The organism is Synechococcus sp. LTW-G, assembly GCF_054459035.1.
The window spans coordinates 1-17,525 of record NZ_JBTKYW010000006.1; the positions used below are offsets into that span (position 1 = coordinate 1).

Annotated in this window: 18 protein-coding genes and 1 tRNA gene; 9 read left to right on the forward strand and 10 right to left on the reverse strand. The window is 64.9% G+C overall.

All coding sequences use genetic code 11. The features are described from left to right. Nucleotides 1-221 precede the first annotated feature (221 nt). Both alsS and budA read left to right on the forward strand, forming a co-directional pair. The gene (gene alsS, locus ACXIQ9_RS09620; RefSeq protein WP_459016537.1) at nt 222-1,967 is read left to right on the forward strand and encodes an acetolactate synthase AlsS; all 1,746 of its coding nucleotides are present in this window, start codon (nt 222-224) and stop codon (nt 1,965-1,967) included. A 7-nt stretch (nt 1,968-1,974) separates the two neighbouring features. Further along, complete coding sequence (budA, locus tag ACXIQ9_RS09625) at nt 1,975-2,829, forward strand: acetolactate decarboxylase (protein WP_459016538.1); 855 nt, start codon at nt 1,975-1,977, stop codon at nt 2,827-2,829. Here budA and ACXIQ9_RS09630 read toward each other — a convergent pair. Then, the gene (locus tag ACXIQ9_RS09630) at nt 2,776-3,531 is read right to left on the reverse strand and encodes a 16S rRNA (uracil(1498)-N(3))-methyltransferase (RefSeq protein ID WP_296421366.1); all 756 of its coding nucleotides are present in this window, start codon (nt 3,529-3,531) and stop codon (nt 2,776-2,778) included. The genes budA and ACXIQ9_RS09630 overlap by 54 nt on opposite strands. 6 nt (nt 3,532-3,537) lie before the next feature. Then, nucleotides 3,538-3,972, reverse strand: a complete 435-nt coding sequence (locus ACXIQ9_RS09635) for a nucleoside deaminase (protein ID WP_459016539.1) — start codon at nt 3,970-3,972, stop codon at nt 3,538-3,540. Nucleotides 3,973-4,022: 50 nt separating this feature from the next. Between ACXIQ9_RS09635 and ACXIQ9_RS09640 the strand changes: the two genes are divergently transcribed. Continuing rightward, nucleotides 4,023-4,514, forward strand: coding sequence for a cupin domain-containing protein (locus ACXIQ9_RS09640; RefSeq protein ID WP_296416266.1), 492 nt, complete (start codon nt 4,023-4,025; stop codon nt 4,512-4,514). Between the two features lie 99 nt (nt 4,515-4,613). Here the strand turns inward: ACXIQ9_RS09640 and ACXIQ9_RS09645 are convergent. Continuing rightward, nucleotides 4,614-4,685: transfer RNA gene (locus ACXIQ9_RS09645), tRNA-Thr, on the reverse strand. Between the two features lie 46 nt (nt 4,686-4,731). Between ACXIQ9_RS09645 and ACXIQ9_RS09650 the strand changes: the two genes are divergently transcribed. Further along, complete coding sequence (locus tag ACXIQ9_RS09650) at nt 4,732-4,992, forward strand: DUF3493 domain-containing protein (protein WP_459016540.1); 261 nt, start codon at nt 4,732-4,734, stop codon at nt 4,990-4,992. Here ACXIQ9_RS09650 and ACXIQ9_RS09655 read toward each other — a convergent pair. The 6 genes from ACXIQ9_RS09655 to ACXIQ9_RS09680 form a co-directional block, all read right to left on the reverse strand. Continuing rightward, a complete protein-coding gene (locus ACXIQ9_RS09655; protein ID WP_459016541.1) occupies nt 4,936-5,979 on the reverse strand; it encodes a low-complexity tail membrane protein in 1,044 nt (347 codons plus the stop codon). The genes ACXIQ9_RS09650 and ACXIQ9_RS09655 overlap by 57 nt on opposite strands. Nucleotides 5,980-5,981: 2 nt before the next feature. Beyond that, on the reverse strand, nt 5,982-9,296 hold the full coding sequence (gene infB, locus ACXIQ9_RS09660; protein ID WP_459016622.1) for a translation initiation factor IF-2: 3,315 nt from the start codon (nt 9,294-9,296) through the stop codon (nt 5,982-5,984). A 61-nt stretch (nt 9,297-9,357) separates the two neighbouring features. Continuing rightward, nucleotides 9,358-9,639: a YlxR family protein gene (locus ACXIQ9_RS09665; RefSeq protein WP_029626136.1), complete on the reverse strand. Its 282-nt coding sequence runs from the start codon at nt 9,637-9,639 to the stop codon at nt 9,358-9,360. Then, the gene (nusA, locus tag ACXIQ9_RS09670) at nt 9,636-11,054 is read right to left on the reverse strand and encodes a transcription termination factor NusA (protein ID WP_459016542.1); all 1,419 of its coding nucleotides are present in this window, start codon (nt 11,052-11,054) and stop codon (nt 9,636-9,638) included. Before nusA ends, ACXIQ9_RS09665 begins: the two co-directional genes overlap by 4 nt. A 42-nt stretch (nt 11,055-11,096) precedes the next feature. Continuing rightward, entirely contained in the window at nt 11,097-11,570 is a 474-nt protein-coding gene (rimP, locus tag ACXIQ9_RS09675; protein WP_029626137.1) for a ribosome maturation factor RimP, read from the reverse strand. Between the two features lie 151 nt (nt 11,571-11,721). Beyond that, nucleotides 11,722-11,991, reverse strand: a complete 270-nt coding sequence (locus ACXIQ9_RS09680) for a hypothetical protein (protein ID WP_010315231.1) — start codon at nt 11,989-11,991, stop codon at nt 11,722-11,724. Between ACXIQ9_RS09680 and ACXIQ9_RS09685 the strand changes: the two genes are divergently transcribed. Genes ACXIQ9_RS09685 through rpiA form a run of 3 tightly spaced genes read left to right on the forward strand, consistent with a single transcriptional unit; the run spans nt 11,990 to nt 14,715 of the window. Then, nucleotides 11,990-12,835 (forward strand): metallophosphoesterase, encoded by an 846-nt coding sequence (locus tag ACXIQ9_RS09685; protein ID WP_459016543.1) that lies wholly within the window; start codon nt 11,990-11,992, stop codon nt 12,833-12,835. The genes ACXIQ9_RS09680 and ACXIQ9_RS09685 overlap by 2 nt on opposite strands. 33 nt (nt 12,836-12,868) lie before the next feature. Beyond that, nucleotides 12,869-13,963 (forward strand): trypsin-like peptidase domain-containing protein, encoded by a 1,095-nt coding sequence (locus ACXIQ9_RS09690; RefSeq protein WP_459016544.1) that lies wholly within the window; start codon nt 12,869-12,871, stop codon nt 13,961-13,963. Nucleotides 13,964-14,001: 38 nt separating this feature from the next. Continuing rightward, nucleotides 14,002-14,715: a ribose-5-phosphate isomerase RpiA gene (gene rpiA / locus ACXIQ9_RS09695; protein WP_010315237.1), complete on the forward strand. Its 714-nt coding sequence runs from the start codon at nt 14,002-14,004 to the stop codon at nt 14,713-14,715. Between the two features lie 4 nt (nt 14,716-14,719). On the opposite strand, the gene hisD is transcribed toward rpiA, so the two are convergent. Beyond that, a complete protein-coding gene (hisD, locus tag ACXIQ9_RS09700) occupies nt 14,720-16,054 on the reverse strand; it encodes a histidinol dehydrogenase (RefSeq protein ID WP_459016545.1) in 1,335 nt (444 codons plus the stop codon). 108 nt (nt 16,055-16,162) lie between these two features. Between hisD and rpsT the strand changes: the two genes are divergently transcribed. After that, complete coding sequence (gene rpsT / locus ACXIQ9_RS09705; RefSeq protein ID WP_010315240.1) at nt 16,163-16,465, forward strand: 30S ribosomal protein S20; 303 nt, start codon at nt 16,163-16,165, stop codon at nt 16,463-16,465. Nucleotides 16,466-16,499: 34 nt separating this feature from the next. After that, complete coding sequence (locus ACXIQ9_RS09710; RefSeq protein ID WP_247477047.1) at nt 16,500-17,321, forward strand: TatD family hydrolase; 822 nt, start codon at nt 16,500-16,502, stop codon at nt 17,319-17,321. Nucleotides 17,322-17,525: the final 204 nt, after the last annotated feature.

Genomic DNA, 17,525 nt, shown 5'->3' on the forward strand with positions numbered 1-17,525 from the left:
CGACCTGGCTGCTGCTGAGTCCACCCCCGTGGCTCTGACCGCACCTGCCATCGGCTGAGGTTGATCCTCAAACCAAACGGTTCAATCTCGGTTGAACCAGAAGCCCCCTCGCAAGAGGGGGCTTTTTGTTGGTGGGGCGCAGATTCCCGAAAAAAAACGAACGCAGGGGCTGTGGTGCAGCGTTGTGGTCATGGTGTGCGAATCAGCCTTCGGACCGTCGGATGACGACATCGGCACGCCATTCCCATCCCCACGCACCGCAGACCTCTAACCGCAGAACGCCAGGCCGCCCAGTGGAGCCGGCGCCGCGGTCCAAGGCTCTGACGGGTGCTCAGTTTCTGGTCAAGGCGCTGGAAGCCCATGGCGTCACCCATGTGTTTGGCATCCCCGGGGCCAAGGTCGACAGCGTCTTCACGGCCCTGCTGGATTCGCCCATCGAGCTGGTGCTCTGCCGCCATGAGCAGAACGCGGCATTCATGGCTCAAGCCTTTGGCCGCCTCACCGGCCGCATCGGCGTCTGCCTGGCCACCTCCGGCCCTGGCGTGACCAACCTGGTGACGGGCCTGGCAACGGCGACCACTGAAGGCGATCCGGTGTTGGCGATCGGTGGTGAGGTGCCCCTGGACGATCGCTTCAAGCAGACCCATCAGTCGCTGGATGCCATCGGCCTGATGCAGCCGGTGACGCGCTTTGCCCAGTCCGCCCTCTCGATTCACGACCTACCGGAGGTCCTGGGCAATGCCATTCGGGCGGCTGAGCAGGGCCGGCCGGGGGCAGCCTTTCTGGGGCTGCCCAAGGACGTTGGCTTGGCTGAGATCGAGGCCGACCCATCGGCGGGCTGGGGTGAGCCGATCCTGCAGGGGCCCTGCCATCCCCAGGCCCTGAGCCGGGCCGCGGAGTTGATGGCAACCCTGGAGCGGCCCCTGCTCCTTCTGGGGATGCAGGCTTCAGATCCAGATCTCAGCGAAGCGCTCCAGGCCTATGTGCGCCGCAGCGGACTGCCCTACTGCGCCACCTTCCAAGGGCCCGGGCGCTGGGTCGCGCCGGAGCAGTACGTGGGGCGGTTGGGACTCTTCCGCAACCAACCGGCGGATGCTCTGCTGAGCGCGGCCGATGGGGTCATCTGCCTCGGCTTTGATCCGGTCGAATACGACCCCAGCCTCTGGAATAGCGATCAATCCCGCACCCTGATCAATGTCGATGTCCAGGCTGCGGACCAGGACCAAGCCTTCCTGCCCCAGGTGGAGTTGATCGGAGATCTGCAGCAGACCCTGATCGCCATGGCCACCCTGCCGCCACTGACGATCGCCCCTGATTTCCGTCAGCAGCAGCAGGCCCTCGCCGCTGAATTACGGGCGACGGCCGCCGAGGGTGCCTCCATGGGTGGGGCTGCTCCTCTTCATCCGTTGCGCCTGGTGCACGAGATCAGTTCGGTGATCACCAAGGACACCACGCTCTGCCTGGATGTCGGCTCCCACTACATCTGGATGAACCGCTATGCCCAGGCTGAGCGAGCCCGCCAGGTGCTGGTGAGCAATGGTCAGCAGACCCTGGGCGTGGCCCTGCCCTGGGCCATTGCCGCTGGGATGGTGCGCCCCGGCTGTCCCGTGGTCTCCGTCTCAGGGGACGGTGGCTTTTTGTTCACGGCGACAGAGCTGGAGACGGCGGTGCGGATGGGCAGCCGCTTCGTGCACGTGATTTGGAACAGCCACTCCTACAACATGGTGGAGTTCCAGGAGCAGGCCCACTACGGACGGGTCTCGGGGATCCAGCTTGGCGACTACGACGTCGTCAAGTTCGCCGAGGCGTTTGGCGCGAAGGGCTACTCGATCCAGAACGCCGAGGACCTCGGCCCTGTCCTGCGGGAGGCCCTGCAGCAGCCGGTACCGGTTCTGATCAATGTTCCGGTGGACTACTCCGAGAACATCCGGCTGATGCAGAACGTGCACCAGCAGTTCATCCACTGAGGTTCCGATGAGCACGCAGCATGCGAGCGGTCACCACCTGAACGTCTCCGTTGGCGATGGTCTCTGGGACGCGCTGCACGCCTTGGCTGAACGCACGGGCGACAGCGTCAGCCATCTGGTTCGCCGCTCCCTGGCGGAAACCCTGGATCTTGACCACCACACGATCTATCAGGTCTCCACCTCTGGAGCGCTGGTGCAGGGGGTCTATGAGGGTTGCGTGCGGGTGGCGGACATCAAGCGCCATGGAAACTTCGGCCTGGGCACCTTCGATGGCCTCGATGGTGAGGGGATCATGCTCGATGGCACCTGCTGGCAGGCCCGCAGTGATGGGTCGGTGCATGTCGCCCCGGACTCGGCCCTGGCTCCCTTTTGGGCAACGACCTTCTTTGCGGCTGACACCACCACGACGCTGCCGTCCGTCAGCAGTTGGGACGACCTCACCGCCCAGCTCGATGGCCTAAGGCGCAGCGACAATCTCTTCTGCGCCATCCGCATTACCGGCACGTTCGAAAGGATCCACTACCGCGTGGCCTGCAAGAGCGCCCATGGCACGGACCTGGTGAGTGCGACCAGTCACCAGGCGGAGTTCAGCCAGAGCGGTCTGCGCGGAAGCCTGGTGGGGTTCTGGACTCCCAGCTATGCCCGCACGATCAATGTGCCCGGCTATCACCTGCACCTGCTGAGCGATGACCACAACCATGGCGGTCACATCCTCGACGTGCAGGCCAAGGATCTGACTGTGCAGGTGCACATGGACAACCACGTGCACTTGGCCTTGCCGGAAACGCCGGCCTTCCTGGAGGCGGATCTACAGGGGGATCCCGCCGAGGCTTTGGCCCGAGCTGAGAGCAAACACAGCTGATCCCTGAGCCAGGGTTGCGCTGAGGGCTGTGTCCACGCTCAAGGTGCGCTCTCCTAGATGGACGGGGCGGGCACCGTGGGCCTGGGCGAGCTCGATCTCAAAAGGGACAAAGCCGCCCTCGGGCCCGATCATCACCAGAGCGGGTTGGCCGGCGTGCTGAGCCAAGGGCTCCTCGGCCCCCATCTCAGTGATCAGGCAGAGCCGTCCGGCGCAGAGCCCTGGGAGCTCGTCTTCGATGAAGGGCCGGAAGCGTTGGTGCAGATGCACCTGCGGGGCGATGGTGTCTCGGGAGCGCTCCATGCCCGCCAGCAGGGCGGCCTCGACGTTGCTGGCTTGCAGCAGCGGGCTTTGCCAGTAGCTCTTCTCGACCCGCGCACTGTTGATCAGGTGTAGATGGCTGATCCCAAATTCGGCGCATTGCCGCAGGATCCGGCGCAGCATCTTGGGTCTCGGTAGGGCCAGCACCAAATCGAAGGGATGGCGCTTGGGTGGCGGTTCGCTGAGGACGGTTCTGAGCACCACGCCACTGGAGTCCAGCGACTCAATCAGCCCCTGACCGCAGGCACCTCCGATGAGCCCGAGCCGCAGGGTCTCGCCCACGCTCGACTTGAGCACATTGCGGATGTGGCGCGCCCGCTCGTCATTCAGCAGCACGCGCTGCTCGTCGATCCAGTCTTCTGGCCTCAGCAGGACGATGTTCATCGCTGTTCAGCAGCCGATGTCTTCTGCCCAGAGCTCAGGCTTCTGCTGCTGCATGGTTTGCATCAGCGCTTCGCAGCGTGGATCGTCCAGGCAGGTGACTTCGATTCCAGCCTCCTTGAGCCAGGTCTCGGCCCCTTGAAAGGTCTTGCGCTCTCCGATGACCACCCGCCGGAATCCCAGCAGAACGGCCGTTCCGGCGCACATCGGACAGGGAGAGAGGGTGGTGACCAGGGTCAGCTCACGCCAGTCGCGGCGCCGCCCGGCGTTGCGGATGCACTGGGTTTCACCATGGCTGGTGGGATCCCCGTTCTGGACCCGTTGGTTGTGTCCACGGGCGACGATCGTTCCATCCTCTTGGGCTAGGACGGCGCCGATGGGAATTCCCCCTTCGCTCCAGCCCTGTTTGGCTTCGGCCCGGGCCGCATCGACCAGACGTTGCATCGTGCTGCGATCGATCGCACCTCCGTGCCGTTGGCCCAAGCATGGCAGGCATGACGCAAGACAACCTCGGTCCGTGGGATCCAGAACGCCACAGCGTGGCTGAGATCGTTGCGGCCCTTGATCTTCAACCTCACCCCGAGGGGGGGTGGTATCGAGAGACCTTCCGCAGCGCGCTCAAGGTGCGCCGCGCCGATGGGGTGCAGCGCGACGCCCTGACCCAGATCCTGTTTCTGTTGGGCCCCGGGGAGATCAGTCGCTGGCATCGGGTGAACCACGCCGATGAGAGTTGGTGCTGCCTAGCGGGGGATCCCTTGGCGTTGCTGTTGGTGATGGATGGGCAGCTGCAGGAGCACTGTCTTTTACCGGCTTCAGCAGAAACGGTCGTGGTGCCAGCGGGTGTCTGGCAGGCCGCTCGGGCTTCAGGGCGTTGGAGCCTGATGGTGTGTGCGGTCGCCCCTGGTTTTGACTTTGACGACTTTCAAATGCTCAGCGAACTTTCAGAAGCTGAACATCCACCAGCTGCCCTGGTCGAGTATCGCTAGAGCCAGGTGCCATCTTTGGCTCGAATTCAAAGCCGCTGGCTCAGATGTCTTGCTGTGACTGCAGGGTCCCATCTCTTTTGAGAGCGTCAGGACCTGAAAAGCCGGAGATCGGACTTGAACCGACGACCTACTGATTACGAATCAGTTGCTCTACCACTGAGCTACACCGGCAGCCCAGTGAAATTAGCATTCAGGCTTCGATGCCTGAGACGCACGGATGCCGCCTGACCCCCGTCCCCCACTGGATCCCGATCTCAGGGCTCGCCTGTTGCAGGAGGCCCGCACCCCCTGGCGCGGCCTCAGGCGAGGACTCTGGTTGGCCTTCACCGCTTCGGCGGCCGTTGGCCTCGCCACGATGGCCATGCGTTCGGCCGGTGGGGAGGTGGTGCAGTCCACTGACCTGCTGATTCAGGTGTCGGCGTTAGCCCTCTTCGGGCTTCTCCTCTGGCGCGACCGTTCCCCCAGCGTCGACGACTGACGCGTCTTCGCTGTCCTGTTTGGCAGGGTCTTCCTCAGTGTCTTGGGGTGCTTCGGCAGTGGTCTCTTCGGGGCCGGTTTCTTCGGAACAGGGCTCTTCGTGAACGACCGCTTCCTCCTCGGGCTCTGCGTCGGCGCCTGAGGCTTCCGCTTGCGGCACATCGACGTCTTCTGAGGCAAGGGCTTCAGCGTTGGCCTCGTGGCCCTCGTCGGTTTCCTCAACGACCTCCGCGTCCGCCTGCAAAGGCTCTGCAGCAGGTTCAGAAGCTTCTGCGGCGACGGGCTCTGTCTCGGTAGGTGAGTCGGTCTGCTCGGGTTCAGGAGCGATAGCTTCGGTTTTTTCCTGTTGCTCTTGCGGTGTGACCTTCGGTTCCGGCTCGACGGAAGCCGCAGGTTCCGCAAAGGCCAACGGCGCGAGAAGCAAGAGCGGTAGCCCAGCGTTGAGGCGCTGCTCAGCGGCCTGGACTTGGGTGAGGGGCAGGGTCTGATCCACCAGACCCGCGGATCTGGTGAGCATCCAGAGGGACTGGATCACTTGGGCCCACTGCCATTGGATCAGCGCCAGCACCGGGATGCAGAGCAGCAGAATCACCAGCCTGGGGCTGCTGGAGAGAGGGGACCAGGCCCAGGCCATGCCGGCGTGGCTGTCGGCCCACCAGGTCAGGGGAAGCAGCAGTGCGGCGCCCAGGGCAATGACAACCTTCAGAGGCAGGGCGGTCTGTAGGGCACTCAGACGAAACTGCTCAGGCCTGCGACCCCGCAGGGGCACCTGCAGGATCAGCACAGACCAGAGGTCGGGAGGAAGGCGCCAGAAGAGGACCGCGCTTCCCAGGGCGCCGATCGCCCAGGTCAGTAAGCGTTCAAAGCCGGGGAAGGGACCCGGGTCTGCCCCTGCAAACAGCAGGAATAGCAACAGGATTTCGAGCGGCAAGGCCGCGAGCCCCAGTAGCTGGAGCCACAGGAGCGGTTCGCGTCTTGCCGGATTCACGGTCAGTTGCTGAGGGTGCGTCGCTGTGTGACCAGTTTGAAGGATTCCACCCGGTCGCCCTCTTGCCAGTTGGCAAAACGATCACAGCCGATGCCGCATTCGAAGCCGGTGGCGACTTCTTTGACATCGTCCTTGCCGCGGCGCAGGGAGTCCAGGTCGCCCTCGAACACCTTTTCCTTGCCGCGCCAGACGCGGACCTTGCAGTTGCGCTGCAGTTTGCCGCTTGTGACGTAGCAACCTGCCACGGCGCTTTTGCCGATCGTGAAGACGGCCCGAACCTCGGTTTCGCCCAGGGGCTCTTCCACCAGTTCGGGTTCCAGCAGGCCTTCCATGGCCATCTGGATGTCCTCGAGCAGTTTGTAGATGACGTCGTAGTCACGAACATCCACGCCCGTGGCGTCAGCAGCACGCTTGGCGCCAGGCGCCATCGAGGTGTTGAAGCCGACGATGACAGCACCGGAAGCCGCCGCCAGGTCGACGTCGGTTTCGGTGACTTCGCCCGGTGCAGAGAGCAGCACGCGGACCTGAACCTCCTCTTGAGGCAGTTGTTCCAAGGACCCGAGGATTGCCTCGACGGAACCCTGAACGTCGGCCTTGAGGATGAGGTTGAGTTCCTTGAGTTCCCCTTCGCTGGCCTGGCCCGACATGGAGGCCAGAGAGACCCGGCGGGAGGCCATCTGTTGGGCCAGGCGGGTTGCGCGGGCTTCGGTGGCGCGGTCGCCGACCACCGCACGGGCCGTTTTTTCGTCGGTGTAGACCTCGAACTCGTCGCCGGCCGTCGGCACTTCGCTGAAGCCCAGGGCCTCAACGGCGTAGGAGGGGCCGGCTTCTTTGACGCGCTTGCCGTTGTCGTCGACCATGGCGCGCACCTTGCCCAGGATCGGACCAGCGGCCAGCACGTCGCCGGTGCGCAGGGTGCCGTTCTGGATCAGCAGGGTGGCCACAGGGCCCTTCGCCTTGTCGAGGTGTGCCTCGATGACGGTGCCCCGGGCCATCCGGTCTGGGTTGGCCTGCAGGTCTTCCACTTCGGTGACCAGCAGGATCATCTCCAGCAGCTTCTCGATGTTCTCGCCCTTGATGGCACTCACCGGCACCATCACGGTGTTGCCGCCCCAGTCCTCAGCCACGAGTTCGTGGGAGGACAGCTCCTGTTTGACGCGATCCGGGGAGGCACCTTCTTTGTCGATCTTGTTGATCGCCACCACGATCGGCACCTTGGCGGCGCGGGCGTGGCTGATGGCTTCCAGGGTCTGGGGACGCACGCCGTCATCGGCGGCCACCACCAGCACGGCCACGTCAGTGACCTTGGTGCCACGGGCCCGCATGGCGGTGAAGGCTTCGTGGCCAGGGGTGTCCAGGAAGGTGATCTTCCGCTGCTCCCCGGCGTGGGGAACTTCGACTTGGTAGGCACCGATGTGCTGGGTGATGCCACCGGCTTCGCCAGCGGTGACCCGGGTTTTGCGGATTGAGTCCAGCAGGCTGGTCTTGCCGTGGTCCACGTGGCCCATGACCGTGACCACAGGTGGACGCCGGATTAGGTGAGCGAGATCGCTCTCTTCGATCATCTCGACGGTCTTGGCCGCCGCTTCCTCGACGTCGTCCTCGAGCACCGGAACGCCGAATTCCTGGGACACCGTCTCGATCGCTGAGAGATCGAGGGTTTGGGTCACCGTGGCGATGATGCCCTTGAAGAAGAGGCTCTTGATGATCTCGGAGCTCTCGACGCCCAGCTTGTCGGCCAGCTCCTGCACCGTGAGGTTGCCCTCCGGAACGATGAGCATTTCGGGCCGCTGTTGCTTGGCTTCCCGTGCGGCACGCAGCTCCATCGCACGGCGGCGCTGACGCTGACGGGCGGTTTCCTTGCGGCGCTTGCGGGCCACAACGGTTGGCTTCGGCTGAGCGGAGCCAGCGCTGCGGGGTTTCGCTGGACGGGCGAGGGAGGCCTGCAGCACCACCGCATCGGTGTCACCGGCGTAGCCGCCGGTTTGTGCGGCCAGCGAGTCGTCGTTCTCGCCAATGATGTGAACGCGCTGGCGCTGCTTCTGGGGTGAGCGGCTGCGCAGTGCATCCAGACGCGCGCTGTCGTCCCAATCGGGGCGGCGGGGACGGCCGCCACCGGGCGGCATGGGAGCGCGGAAATTCGGGCGGCGAGGAGCCGACGGGGGAGTGGCTGAAGGACGGTTGGCGTCGCCTGCTCCAGGGGCTCCGGGGGCGCCGGCGGGTGCGCCAGGGGCGCCACCAGGACGCCGAGGCGGCGGTGCGCTGGGCCTTGCTCCAGGTTTCTGGAGCTGCATGAGCTCGCCAGGGGCCACCGGCTTGCGCATGCCAGGCATGCCGGGACGGGTCGGGGGCGCGGGGCGGTTCCCGCCGCCACCAGGACCGCTGAGATCACGGCGAATGGGTTTGCCGACCAGCTCCACCTGAGGGCGGGCGGGTTTGGCGGGCTTGCCGCCCTGTCCCACCCGCGTGGGGGCTGGTGCGCCGGGGCGTGTGGGCATCCCTGGCCGCTGGCTCAGGGCCGGGCGGCCGGAGGGCGTGGCAGGACGGGCTCCGCCCTGGCCGCCCTGAGGACGGCTCACGAGCTGCGGGCGGCCACCGCCTGCAGCGGGACGCGTGGGGGCGCCAGGACGCTGGGGGGGGCTACCTGCCGCAGGGCGCGACACAGGGGGCGCCGGCTTGCGGGCCGGGGGGGCTCCTGCTCCTGCCGGGGTCTTAGACACGATTGCCGGTGCAGGTCGGCTCGGGGCCGGGGCTGCGGGCCGGCTGGGGGGAGCGCTGGCAGCGGGTTTGGCGGCAGGCTTGGCCGCTGCGGGACGAGCCGGAGGCGCTGACGGGGCCGCTGGACGGCTGGGGGGAGCACTGGCCGCAGGTTTGGCTGCGGGCTTGGCCGCTGCCGCAGGGCGGGCTGGGGGAGCGGATGGTGCAGCTGGGCGAGCTGGAGCGGACGGAGCGGCGGGCTTGGCTGCCTGGGGCTGGGGCCGAGGAGCAGGGGCCGCAGCAGCAGGTTTGGCCGGAGCAGGGCTGGCTGCTACCGGTTTGGCCGCTGCGGGTTTCGCAGGCGCTGCCGGTGCAGCAGGAGCGGCCTTCTTGACCGAGAGGATGGCTTTCTTGGGCTCGTCCACCGTCGGAGCGGCCTTGCTGCCATTCCCGCCACCTTTAATCAGGCTGCGGATTTTCGCTGCCTCGTCATCGCTGATGGAGCTGCTATGGCTCTTCGCTGCGATCGACAGTTTCTCGGCGGCATCGAGCACGTCCTTGTTCTCAAGGCCCAAGTCCTTGGACAGCTCGTAAATCCTGACTTTGCCGCTGCTGGTCATCAAGTGCTCCAAGTGGTCGGGGGCAACACGTGCCACCGGGCCATCACCCACAGTGAGGCCACTATTTATCTTGCCTCAGCGCCTGATAAGAGGTGGCATTCAGGCGCTGCGCCAAGGCCGCGTAGATGGAATCTGACACTTGGCACCGGAGTGCCTTCTGCAGACGCTTGCGGCGCTTGGCTTCCTCAAAACAGCTCTCGGTCGGACAGAGATAGGCCGATCGGCCCATCCCTTGGTCCAGAGCCATGCCGCCCTCGGCAAGGCGGATGACCCGTAGCAGGTGCTGGCGATCCAGCAGTGCACGGCAGGTCACACAACGCCTGAGGACGGGCTGTTGCTTCACCGGGCTCCTTCCTCGTCGGTCGTCTCTTCCGTTGCCACGGCTTCGGTGGCCTCAGCCTCAGCCACAGGCTCTTGCTCGTAGGCCGCTTCGTCGTACTGGGCCTGCTCGCCGTACTCCTCTTCGTCCTCGGGCAGGGGATAGAGCTCCCGAAGACGGGCGTCTTCCTCGGCACGCAGGGCGTGTTCTGCCTCCATTCGGGCTTCAGCTTCCGCCTGAAGCGCTTCCTCTTCCTGGCGCATGGAGATCAGTTCCGCGACCTTCTCGTCCTCAGAGGCCTGGTCGTACTCGGTGCTGTTTTTGATGTCGATCTTCCAGCCGGTCAGGCGAGCGGCGAGACGGACGTTCTGACCCTCGCGACCGATGGCCAGGCTGAGCTGATCGGGGGGCACTAGGACGTGGGCATGCTGCCCTTCGGGATCCACCAGTCGAACCGCTTCCACGCGGGCGGGGCTCAGGGAGTTGGCGATGTACTGGCCCGGGTCATGGGACCAGCGGATGACATCGATTTTTTCGCCACGCAGTTCGTTCACGACCTGTTGGATGCGAGAGCCGCGGGCGCCAATGCAGGCGCCGACAGGGTCCACTTCGCGCTCCACGCTGTCCACGGCCACCTTGGTGCGGGGACCGACCGAGCGGGAGGGGGGGTTGGCCTCACGGGCGACGGCAACGATGCGGACCGACCCCTCCTGGATCTCGGGCACTTCGTTCTCGAAGAGATAGACGACCAGACCGGCGTTGGCGCGGCTGACAAACAGTTGAGGTCCGCGGCGCGGAATCTCACTGACTTCCTTCAGGAAGACCTTGAAGGTGGCGTTGGCCCGGTAGTTGTCATTGGGCAGCTGGTCGCGGCGGGGGAGTTCGGCCTCCACTTCGGGGCGACCCAGTCCGCTGCTGACGGCCATGATCACGCTCTGTCGCTCGAAGCGAATCACGCGAGCGGTCAGGACGGGATCTTCCAGGTCGGCGAACTCCTCCTGGATCATGCGGCGCTGCTGGTCGCGCAGCTTCTGGGCCAGCACCTGTTTGGTGGTGGCGGCGGCCATGCGGCCGAAGTCTTCCTTCTCGGGGGTGACGTCCAGCACCACGGTGTCACCGGCCTGGGCGTCTTCCGCCACCTGCATCACTTCGGCCAGTGAGATTTGGTGGTCTTCGCTCTCGACCTCTTCAACGATGATTTTGGAGGCCAGTACCCGGTAGCCCTCTTCGTCGAGATCCAGGGCGACATCGAAGTTGGAGAAGTAGTCCTCCTCGAAGGGGTCCTCGCTAATCCCCAGATAAAGGGTGCGGCGGTAGCGCTCATAGCCCTTGAGCAGGGCTTCACGCAGGGCCGCTTCCACCACCGCAGGGGGCAGTTTTTTCTCTTCGCTGATGTCCTCGATCAGATTGGAGAGACCGGGGAGCAGGACCAGTGCCATGGCAGGTGGTTGGGTGCGGGATTGGAGAGGGGAACGGAGGGGTTAGGCCTCTTTGGGAGTCACCAGCTTCACGCTGATCACATCGGGGCGCGGGATTCGAACCGTGCGTCCCCGGACGTTGAGGAGAACGTTCTCCTCATCGCGTTCGAGCAAGAGGCCCTCACGCTCGTTGTCGCCCCCGGATTTGGTGTCGCGGTAGCGGATCGAAACCGGGAATCCGCGGAAGCTGCGGAAGTCTCGGTCGTCGCTCAGCTGCTCGCTGACGCCCGGACTGCTGACTTCCAGGACATAGGGGTCCTGCAGCAGCCCGCTGTTCTCGATGGCGTCGCCCAGCACTCCGCTGAAGCTGGCGCAGTTGTCCAGGCTCACGTCTCCGCCATCGGCCAGACGCAGCTGGACCAGCAACGTCATCGGAATTCGATGGGTGAGCAGTTCAAGGCCGCAGACCTGGAATCCAGCGCCCTCCGCCGCCTGGCTAGCCAGGGTTTGGAGGTCAGGGTGCAGGGGATGCGGCAAAGCCTGGATCGTGAACAGGGGAACGGGCGACCCGTCCGGCACCTGCAGTGATCTGCTGTCTGGCTGTCCAGCTGCTCCCGAGGAGTCAGCGCTGTTCAGTCAGAGGTGCCCGCCGGGCACAACACAACAGTACGTGATCGGCCTTGGAGCGTCAGGCCCCCATGCTGCCGAGATCGACAGCAGGTGGCTCCATGTAGGCATCCCCAGGTTGGGCCTCGCCCCGCAAGCTGGGGTCCTGGTTGAGGCACTGCGACTTTTGTTCGTCTGTGCGCAGGAACTGGCAAACCCGGGCGTAGAGCTTGGAGCGGGTGGAGGGCTTGCCTTGGCTGAAGTGCACCTGATCCAGGCCGCCGACTAAGCCCTGAATCTCCACTTGGCAGAGAGCACAGCGTTGACGGGTGCCCGGGGGGATAGCGGCCATGCCAGCTCGGTCAAGAACGGGCAACTTAGGGCCATTGATCTGCTCGGTTGGTGTGCTTGGCCTCCTTCAGTTGAGTGATCCGCACCTCCTGGCAGACCCTCGGGGGCACTGCCGAGGTCGTCCCTCCATGGCGTCCTTGCGCCACGGCCTGCGGCAGGCCCTGTCCCAGATCGATCAGCCCCCGGATCTGCTGCTGATCACAGGGGACCTCTGCCAGGACGAAAGCTGGGGCGGGTATCGCCGCCTGCAGGAGGTCCTGGAGGACGTTGAACCCCTGAGGGAGGTTCCCCTGGCCTTGACCCCGGGCAACCACGACCATCCGGCCCTGATGCGATCGGCCTTGGGACGTCGCGCTGTGATTGCCCCGGCGGCCCTGGACCTCGGCGACTGGACGCTGCTGTTGCTCTCGAGTCACCGCAGTGGCGCCGTTGCTGGCTTCCTTGACCCCAGGCAGCTGGCTTGGCTCGAGCGCCAGCTGGAGCTGGCCGATCAGCCCGTGGTGCTGGCTTTGCACCATCCCCCGGTGCCCATTGGTGATTCAGGCTTGGATCCGATCGCTCTGCAGGATCCAGGCCCGTTTCTTCGCTGCCTCCAGCGGGCCCCAGCCCTCAAAGCCGTTCTCTTCGGCCATGTCCACCAGCATTGGCAGGGCGAACTGCCCCGCAGCGGCGCTGGGTCTCCCATACCCCTTTGGGCCTGTCCCTCGTCGTTGGCGTCCTTTGCGGCTGTTCAACCCTGTCCCTTGGGGCGGCCTGACTGGCCGGGGGGGCGTTGGCTGACCTTGCAGCCCTCGGGCGAGGTGGCCTCGACCCTTCTGCGTTGGTCTCCCGTGGAATCTGCCTAGCCTTCAGTCCACTTGGGTGTGTTGCGGATCTTGGTGCGCGTTCTGCTGGCCCTGGTGTTGTTGCTGGCCGCTTGGTTCCCGGCGGCTCCAGCCTGGGCGGACTTTGGAAGCAACACCAACCACAGTTTTGTCTCTGCGGCGGTGAAACGGGTTGGGCCGGCGGTCGTGCGGATCGACACCGAGAGGACCGTCCCACGGATTGGTCTGGACCCTTCCTTTAGCGACCCGCTCCTGCGGGAGATGTTTGGCGATCAGATCCCCAATAGCCGTGAGCGCGGGCAGGGATCCGGAATCGTGATTGATGGTCAAGGCATGGTTCTCACGAACGCCCACGTCGTGGATGGCGCTGACCGGGTTGAGGTGACGCTGGCCAGTGGTCAAGAGCTGGAGGGCTCGGTGCTCGGAATCGATCCCGTGACCGATCTGGCGGTGGTGCGCATTGCCAAAACCCAGGGGTTGAAGTCCGCGCCACTGGGGGACTCCAGTGCCCTGGAGGTGGGGGATTGGGCCATCGCCTTAGGGACCCCCTATGGCTTGGAGCGCACCGTCACCCTGGGCATCGTCAGCAGCCTGCACCGCAACATCACCAGCCTGGGCTTCTCGGACAAGCGTCTGGAATTGATTCAGACCGATGCGGCGATCAATCCGGGCAATTCCGGTGGCCCACTGATTAATGCCAGCGGCGAGGTGATTGGGATCAACACCCTGGTGCGTTCGGGTCCGGGAGCTGGATTGGGCTTCGCGATCCCGATCAACCTGGCCAAGGGTGTTGCGGCCCAGCTGAGCCAAGGGGACTCCGTGGTGCACCCCTACCTGGGCCTACAGCTGGTGCCCCTCAATCCGAGGCTGGCTCGCGACAACAACGCTGACCCCAATGCCCTGCTCCAACTGCCCGAGCGGGACGGAGCACTGGTGCAACGGGTGATCCCGGATAGCCCTGCCGAACGGGCTGGCTTGCGCCGGGGAGATCTGGTGGTCCAGGCCGCGGATCAAGAGGTCAGCGATCCCGGGGAGCTGCTGCGTTTGGTGGAGGCCTCCCAGGTTGGTGATGTCCTGGCGATCCGCGTGTTGCGGGGCGATGAACAGATCGATCTCTCGATCCGGCCTGAGGCTCTGCCGCATTCCTGAGGCCTGAGCTACGGTCACTGGCCAGTGAAAACGGCGTGATGGCGGATCTGCAGGACCAGATGAAACAGGCGGTGGCGGCTGCAGCCACCGAGCAGATCCAGAGCGGAATGGTGGTGGGCTTGGGCTCCGGTTCAACCGCTGCCCTGATGATTCAGGCCCTCGGCGCCAAGCTCAAAAGCGGAGAGCTGCGGGACATCGTTGGGGTGACCACCTCCTTCCAAGGTGAGGTGCTTGCTGCCGAGCTGGGTATCCCGCTGCAGAGCCTGAATGCCGTGGATCGGATCGATCTGGCCATCGATGGCGCCGATGAGGTGGATCCTTCGTTCCAGTTGATCAAGGGCGGCGGCGCCTGCCACGTTCAGGAGAAGCTGGTGGCGGTTCGTGCCAAGCGCTTCGTGGTTGTGGTGGATTCCACCAAGCTCGTGGACACCCTCAACCTGGGCTTTCTGCTGCCCGTGGAGGTGATGCCCGGTGCCTGGCGTCAGGTCCAGGGCCAGCTCAAGGAGATGGGGGGTGACGCCCAGCTCCGTATGGCAGTCAAAAAGGCTGGTCCCGTCGTGACGGACCAGGGCAACCTCGTGCTGGACGTCAAGTTCAGCGGTGGCATTGGCGATCCCGTCAGCCTGGAGAAGGAGATCAACAACCTCCCCGGCGTCCTGGAGAACGGTCTGTTCGTGAACATCACCGACCAGGTGCTGGTGGGCGAGATCAACGACGGTGTTGCCGGCGTCCGGGATCTGGTCAAGCGCTGAGCGCTTAGGCCAGGCGCCGGCGAACGGACTCTGCGTGGCTGTGGAGTCCCTCGCTGTCAGCCAGGGTGCCAACGGCAGCGCCGGTGGCTTCCAGGGCTTGCCGGTTGAATTGAATCAAGCTGGTGTGGCGCATGAAGGTCTCCACGCACAGCGCTCCGGCGAATCGGGCCGTACCCGAGGTCGGCAGGGTGTGGTTCGGGCCGGCCAGGTAATCGCCAACAGCCTCCGGGGTCCAGGCCCCCATGAAGATCGCCCCGGCCTGTTGGATCTGTTCGGCCAGGGGCTCAGGCTGCTCCACCTGCAGTTCCAGGTGTTCGGGGGCAAAGCGATCACTGAGCTGTGCCGCCTCATCCAGGTCTGAGCAGACCACGATCAAGCCCCAGTCGTTGAGGGCCTGACGGGTGATGGCGGCACGGGGGTGTCCCTCCAGTTGCTGCTCAATCGCGGCGGGGATGGCCCGTGCCAGTTCCTCGCTGGTGGTCAGAAGGATTGCTGCAGCTAGGGGGTCGTGCTCCGCCTGCGCCAGGAGATCGGCCGCGACGTGGTCAGGATTGGCGCTGGCATCGGCGATCACCAGCACTTCACTGGGACCAGCTAGTGAGTCAATGGCGACCCGGCCGTAGACCGCTTTTTTGGCCAGGGTCACATAGAGGTTGCCTGGACCGCTGATGACATCCACCCGGGGGATGGATTCCGTGCCGTAGGCCAGGGCTCCCACGGCCTGGGCACCTCCGACCCGATAGATCTCGTCGATTCCTGCTAGGTGGGCTGCCGCCAGCACGGTGCTGTTGATGCGGCCGTCGGGTCCGGGAGGGGTCACCATGACCACCCGCTTGACCCCCGCAACCTTGGCGGGCACCGCATTCATCAAAACGGTGCTGGGGTAGCTGGCGCGGCCCCCTGGGACATAGAGACCGGCCCGCTCCACCGGGCGCCAGCGGCGGCCCAGCCGCTCTCCGTGCTCTCCGGTGATGGCCAGGTCCTTGGGCAGTTGGCGCTGGTGGAAGTCCAGGATCCGGCGGTGGGCCAGGGCCAGGGCCTCCTGCAGCTCAGGGGAGGTGGCGGCCCAGGCCGCTTCGATTTCCTCCTTGGGAACGCGCAAAGGATCCGGGCGGACCCCATCAAAACGCTCGGTCAGTTCAAAGAGGGCGGCATCGCCCTGCTGTTGCACCTGCTCGAGGATTCCCTCAACCCGTTGGGCGACCTCTCGGCTTTGGCCGCTACCGGTGCGCTCGGCGATGGCCTCGAGCCGTTGACCGGCCTGCTCGGCATCGCGCAGCAGCTCGATCTGCAGCGGTGCGATCGACTCGGCACGGCTTGGAGGGGAGCTGGCGGTCACGAAACCGTGGTGCGGCGGTGATTGTTCAAGCTAGTTGCTCAGCCTTTGGGGAGGGTCGCAAGCCAGGGGGTAAGCTTGTCGACTGCCGAATCAGCGCCTTTTCCGTCTGTGGCCAATAACAAGTCGTCGAAGAAACGCATTGAGGTTGCCGAGCGCAATCGTCTGCACAACCGCACCTACAAGTCTGCGGTCCGCACCCTGATGAAGCGTTGCTTCGCCGCTTGCACCGCCTACAGCCAGGAGCCCGGCGATGCAGCCAAGCAGGCTGTCCAGTCGAGCCTGAGCGCTGCCTTCAGCAAGATCGACAAGGCCGTCAAGGTCGGCGTGCTGCACCGCAACAACGGTGCCCACCAGAAATCTCGCCTGAGCGCTGCTGTTAAGAGCGCCATCGAGCCCGCAGCGAAGGCCTGATTTTTTAGGTTGGATCCAGGTGAACCTTGGATCCATGGCAGCTGCCGTCGCTCTCGAGAGCCTTCCGGCTCCTTTGATTGACAGCCACTGCCACATCGTCTTTCGAAATTTCGACGAAGACTTGGAGGAGGTTGCTCAACGCTGGCGTGATGCCGGTGTGGGGCGCCTCCTTCACGCATGTGTGGAGCCTTCTGAGATTCCGGCGATTCGAGCGCTGGCCGATCGCTTCCCCGAGCTTCGCTACTCCGTTGGCGTTCATCCTCTGGATCCGGAGCATTGGGCTTCCAACACGCAGCAGGTGTTGCGCGAGGCGGCTCAAGCTGACCCCAGGGTCGTGGCGATCGGCGAGCTCGGTTTGGATCTGTTCCGCGACAACAATCTCGAGCAACAGCTGGCGATGCTCCGGCCCCAGCTGGATCTGGCGGTGGAGCTGGATCTGCCCGTGATCATTCACTGCCGCGATGCCGCTGAACCGATGCTTGCCGAGTTGCGCGAGCGTGCTGAGCGGGGTGCCTGCCCTAAGGGCGTGATGCACTGCTGGAGCGGTACTCCCGAGGAAATGCAGGGGTTCCTTGAGTTGGGGCTCTACATCAGCTTTAGCGGCAATGTGACCTTCCCGAAGGCCACCGACACCCATGCCTGCGCCCAAGCGGTTCCCGCGGATCGATACCTCGTGGAGACCGACTGCCCGTTCTTGGCGCCCGTGCCGCGACGGGGCAAGCGCAACGAGCCTTCCTATGTGATGGCTGTGGCGGAGCGAGTGGCAGTCCTGCGCCAGGAGCCGCTGCAGACCGTTGCCTTACAGAGCACCCGCAACGCCTGTGCACTGTTTGGACCCGCTCTTCACAATGTATGATGTTTCATTGGCCTGGCAGCGAGTCGTGATTTATCCGTGCTCGTTGCAGCCCGAAAGCGCTCGCCAGGGATCTGGTGAGTTAGCCCATGACCAGTGGTGCGTTGTCTTTCCGGTGCGAGTTGTCGTTCCCTGCGGTGTTCAAGCGATCTGAATAGGCGCCCCTGCTGGCCAGTCGCTCCCGAGAGGGACGGCTGGCTCTGTCGT

Excerpts from the sequence above, each read along its gene's own strand:
- ACXIQ9_RS09630 (WP_296421366.1), bottom strand. The coding sequence starts at position 3,531 with ATGAACATCGTCCTGCTGAGGCCAGAAGACTGGATCGACGAGCAGCGC.
- ACXIQ9_RS09640 (WP_296416266.1), top strand. The coding sequence starts at position 4,023 with ATGACGCAAGACAACCTCGGTCCGTGGGATCCAGAACGCCACAGCGTG.
- ACXIQ9_RS09650 (WP_459016540.1), top strand. The coding sequence starts at position 4,732 with ATGCCGCCTGACCCCCGTCCCCCACTGGATCCCGATCTCAGGGCTCGC.
- infB (WP_459016622.1), bottom strand. The coding sequence starts at position 9,296 with ATGACCAGCAGCGGCAAAGTCAGGATTTACGAGCTGTCCAAGGACTTG.
- nusA (WP_459016542.1), bottom strand. The coding sequence starts at position 11,054 with ATGGCACTGGTCCTGCTCCCCGGTCTCTCCAATCTGATCGAGGACATC.
- alsS (WP_459016537.1), top strand. The coding sequence starts at position 222 with ATGACGACATCGGCACGCCATTCCCATCCCCACGCACCGCAGACCTCT.
- ACXIQ9_RS09635 (WP_459016539.1), bottom strand. The coding sequence starts at position 3,972 with ATGCAACGTCTGGTCGATGCGGCCCGGGCCGAAGCCAAACAGGGCTGG.
- ACXIQ9_RS09685 (WP_459016543.1), top strand. The coding sequence starts at position 11,990 with ATGCCAGCTCGGTCAAGAACGGGCAACTTAGGGCCATTGATCTGCTCG.
- budA (WP_459016538.1), top strand. The coding sequence starts at position 1,975 with ATGAGCACGCAGCATGCGAGCGGTCACCACCTGAACGTCTCCGTTGGC.
- ACXIQ9_RS09710 (WP_247477047.1), top strand. The coding sequence starts at position 16,500 with ATGGCAGCTGCCGTCGCTCTCGAGAGCCTTCCGGCTCCTTTGATTGAC.
- ACXIQ9_RS09680 (WP_010315231.1), bottom strand. The coding sequence starts at position 11,991 with ATGGCCGCTATCCCCCCGGGCACCCGTCAACGCTGTGCTCTCTGCCAA.
- rpiA (WP_010315237.1), top strand. The coding sequence starts at position 14,002 with ATGGCGGATCTGCAGGACCAGATGAAACAGGCGGTGGCGGCTGCAGCC.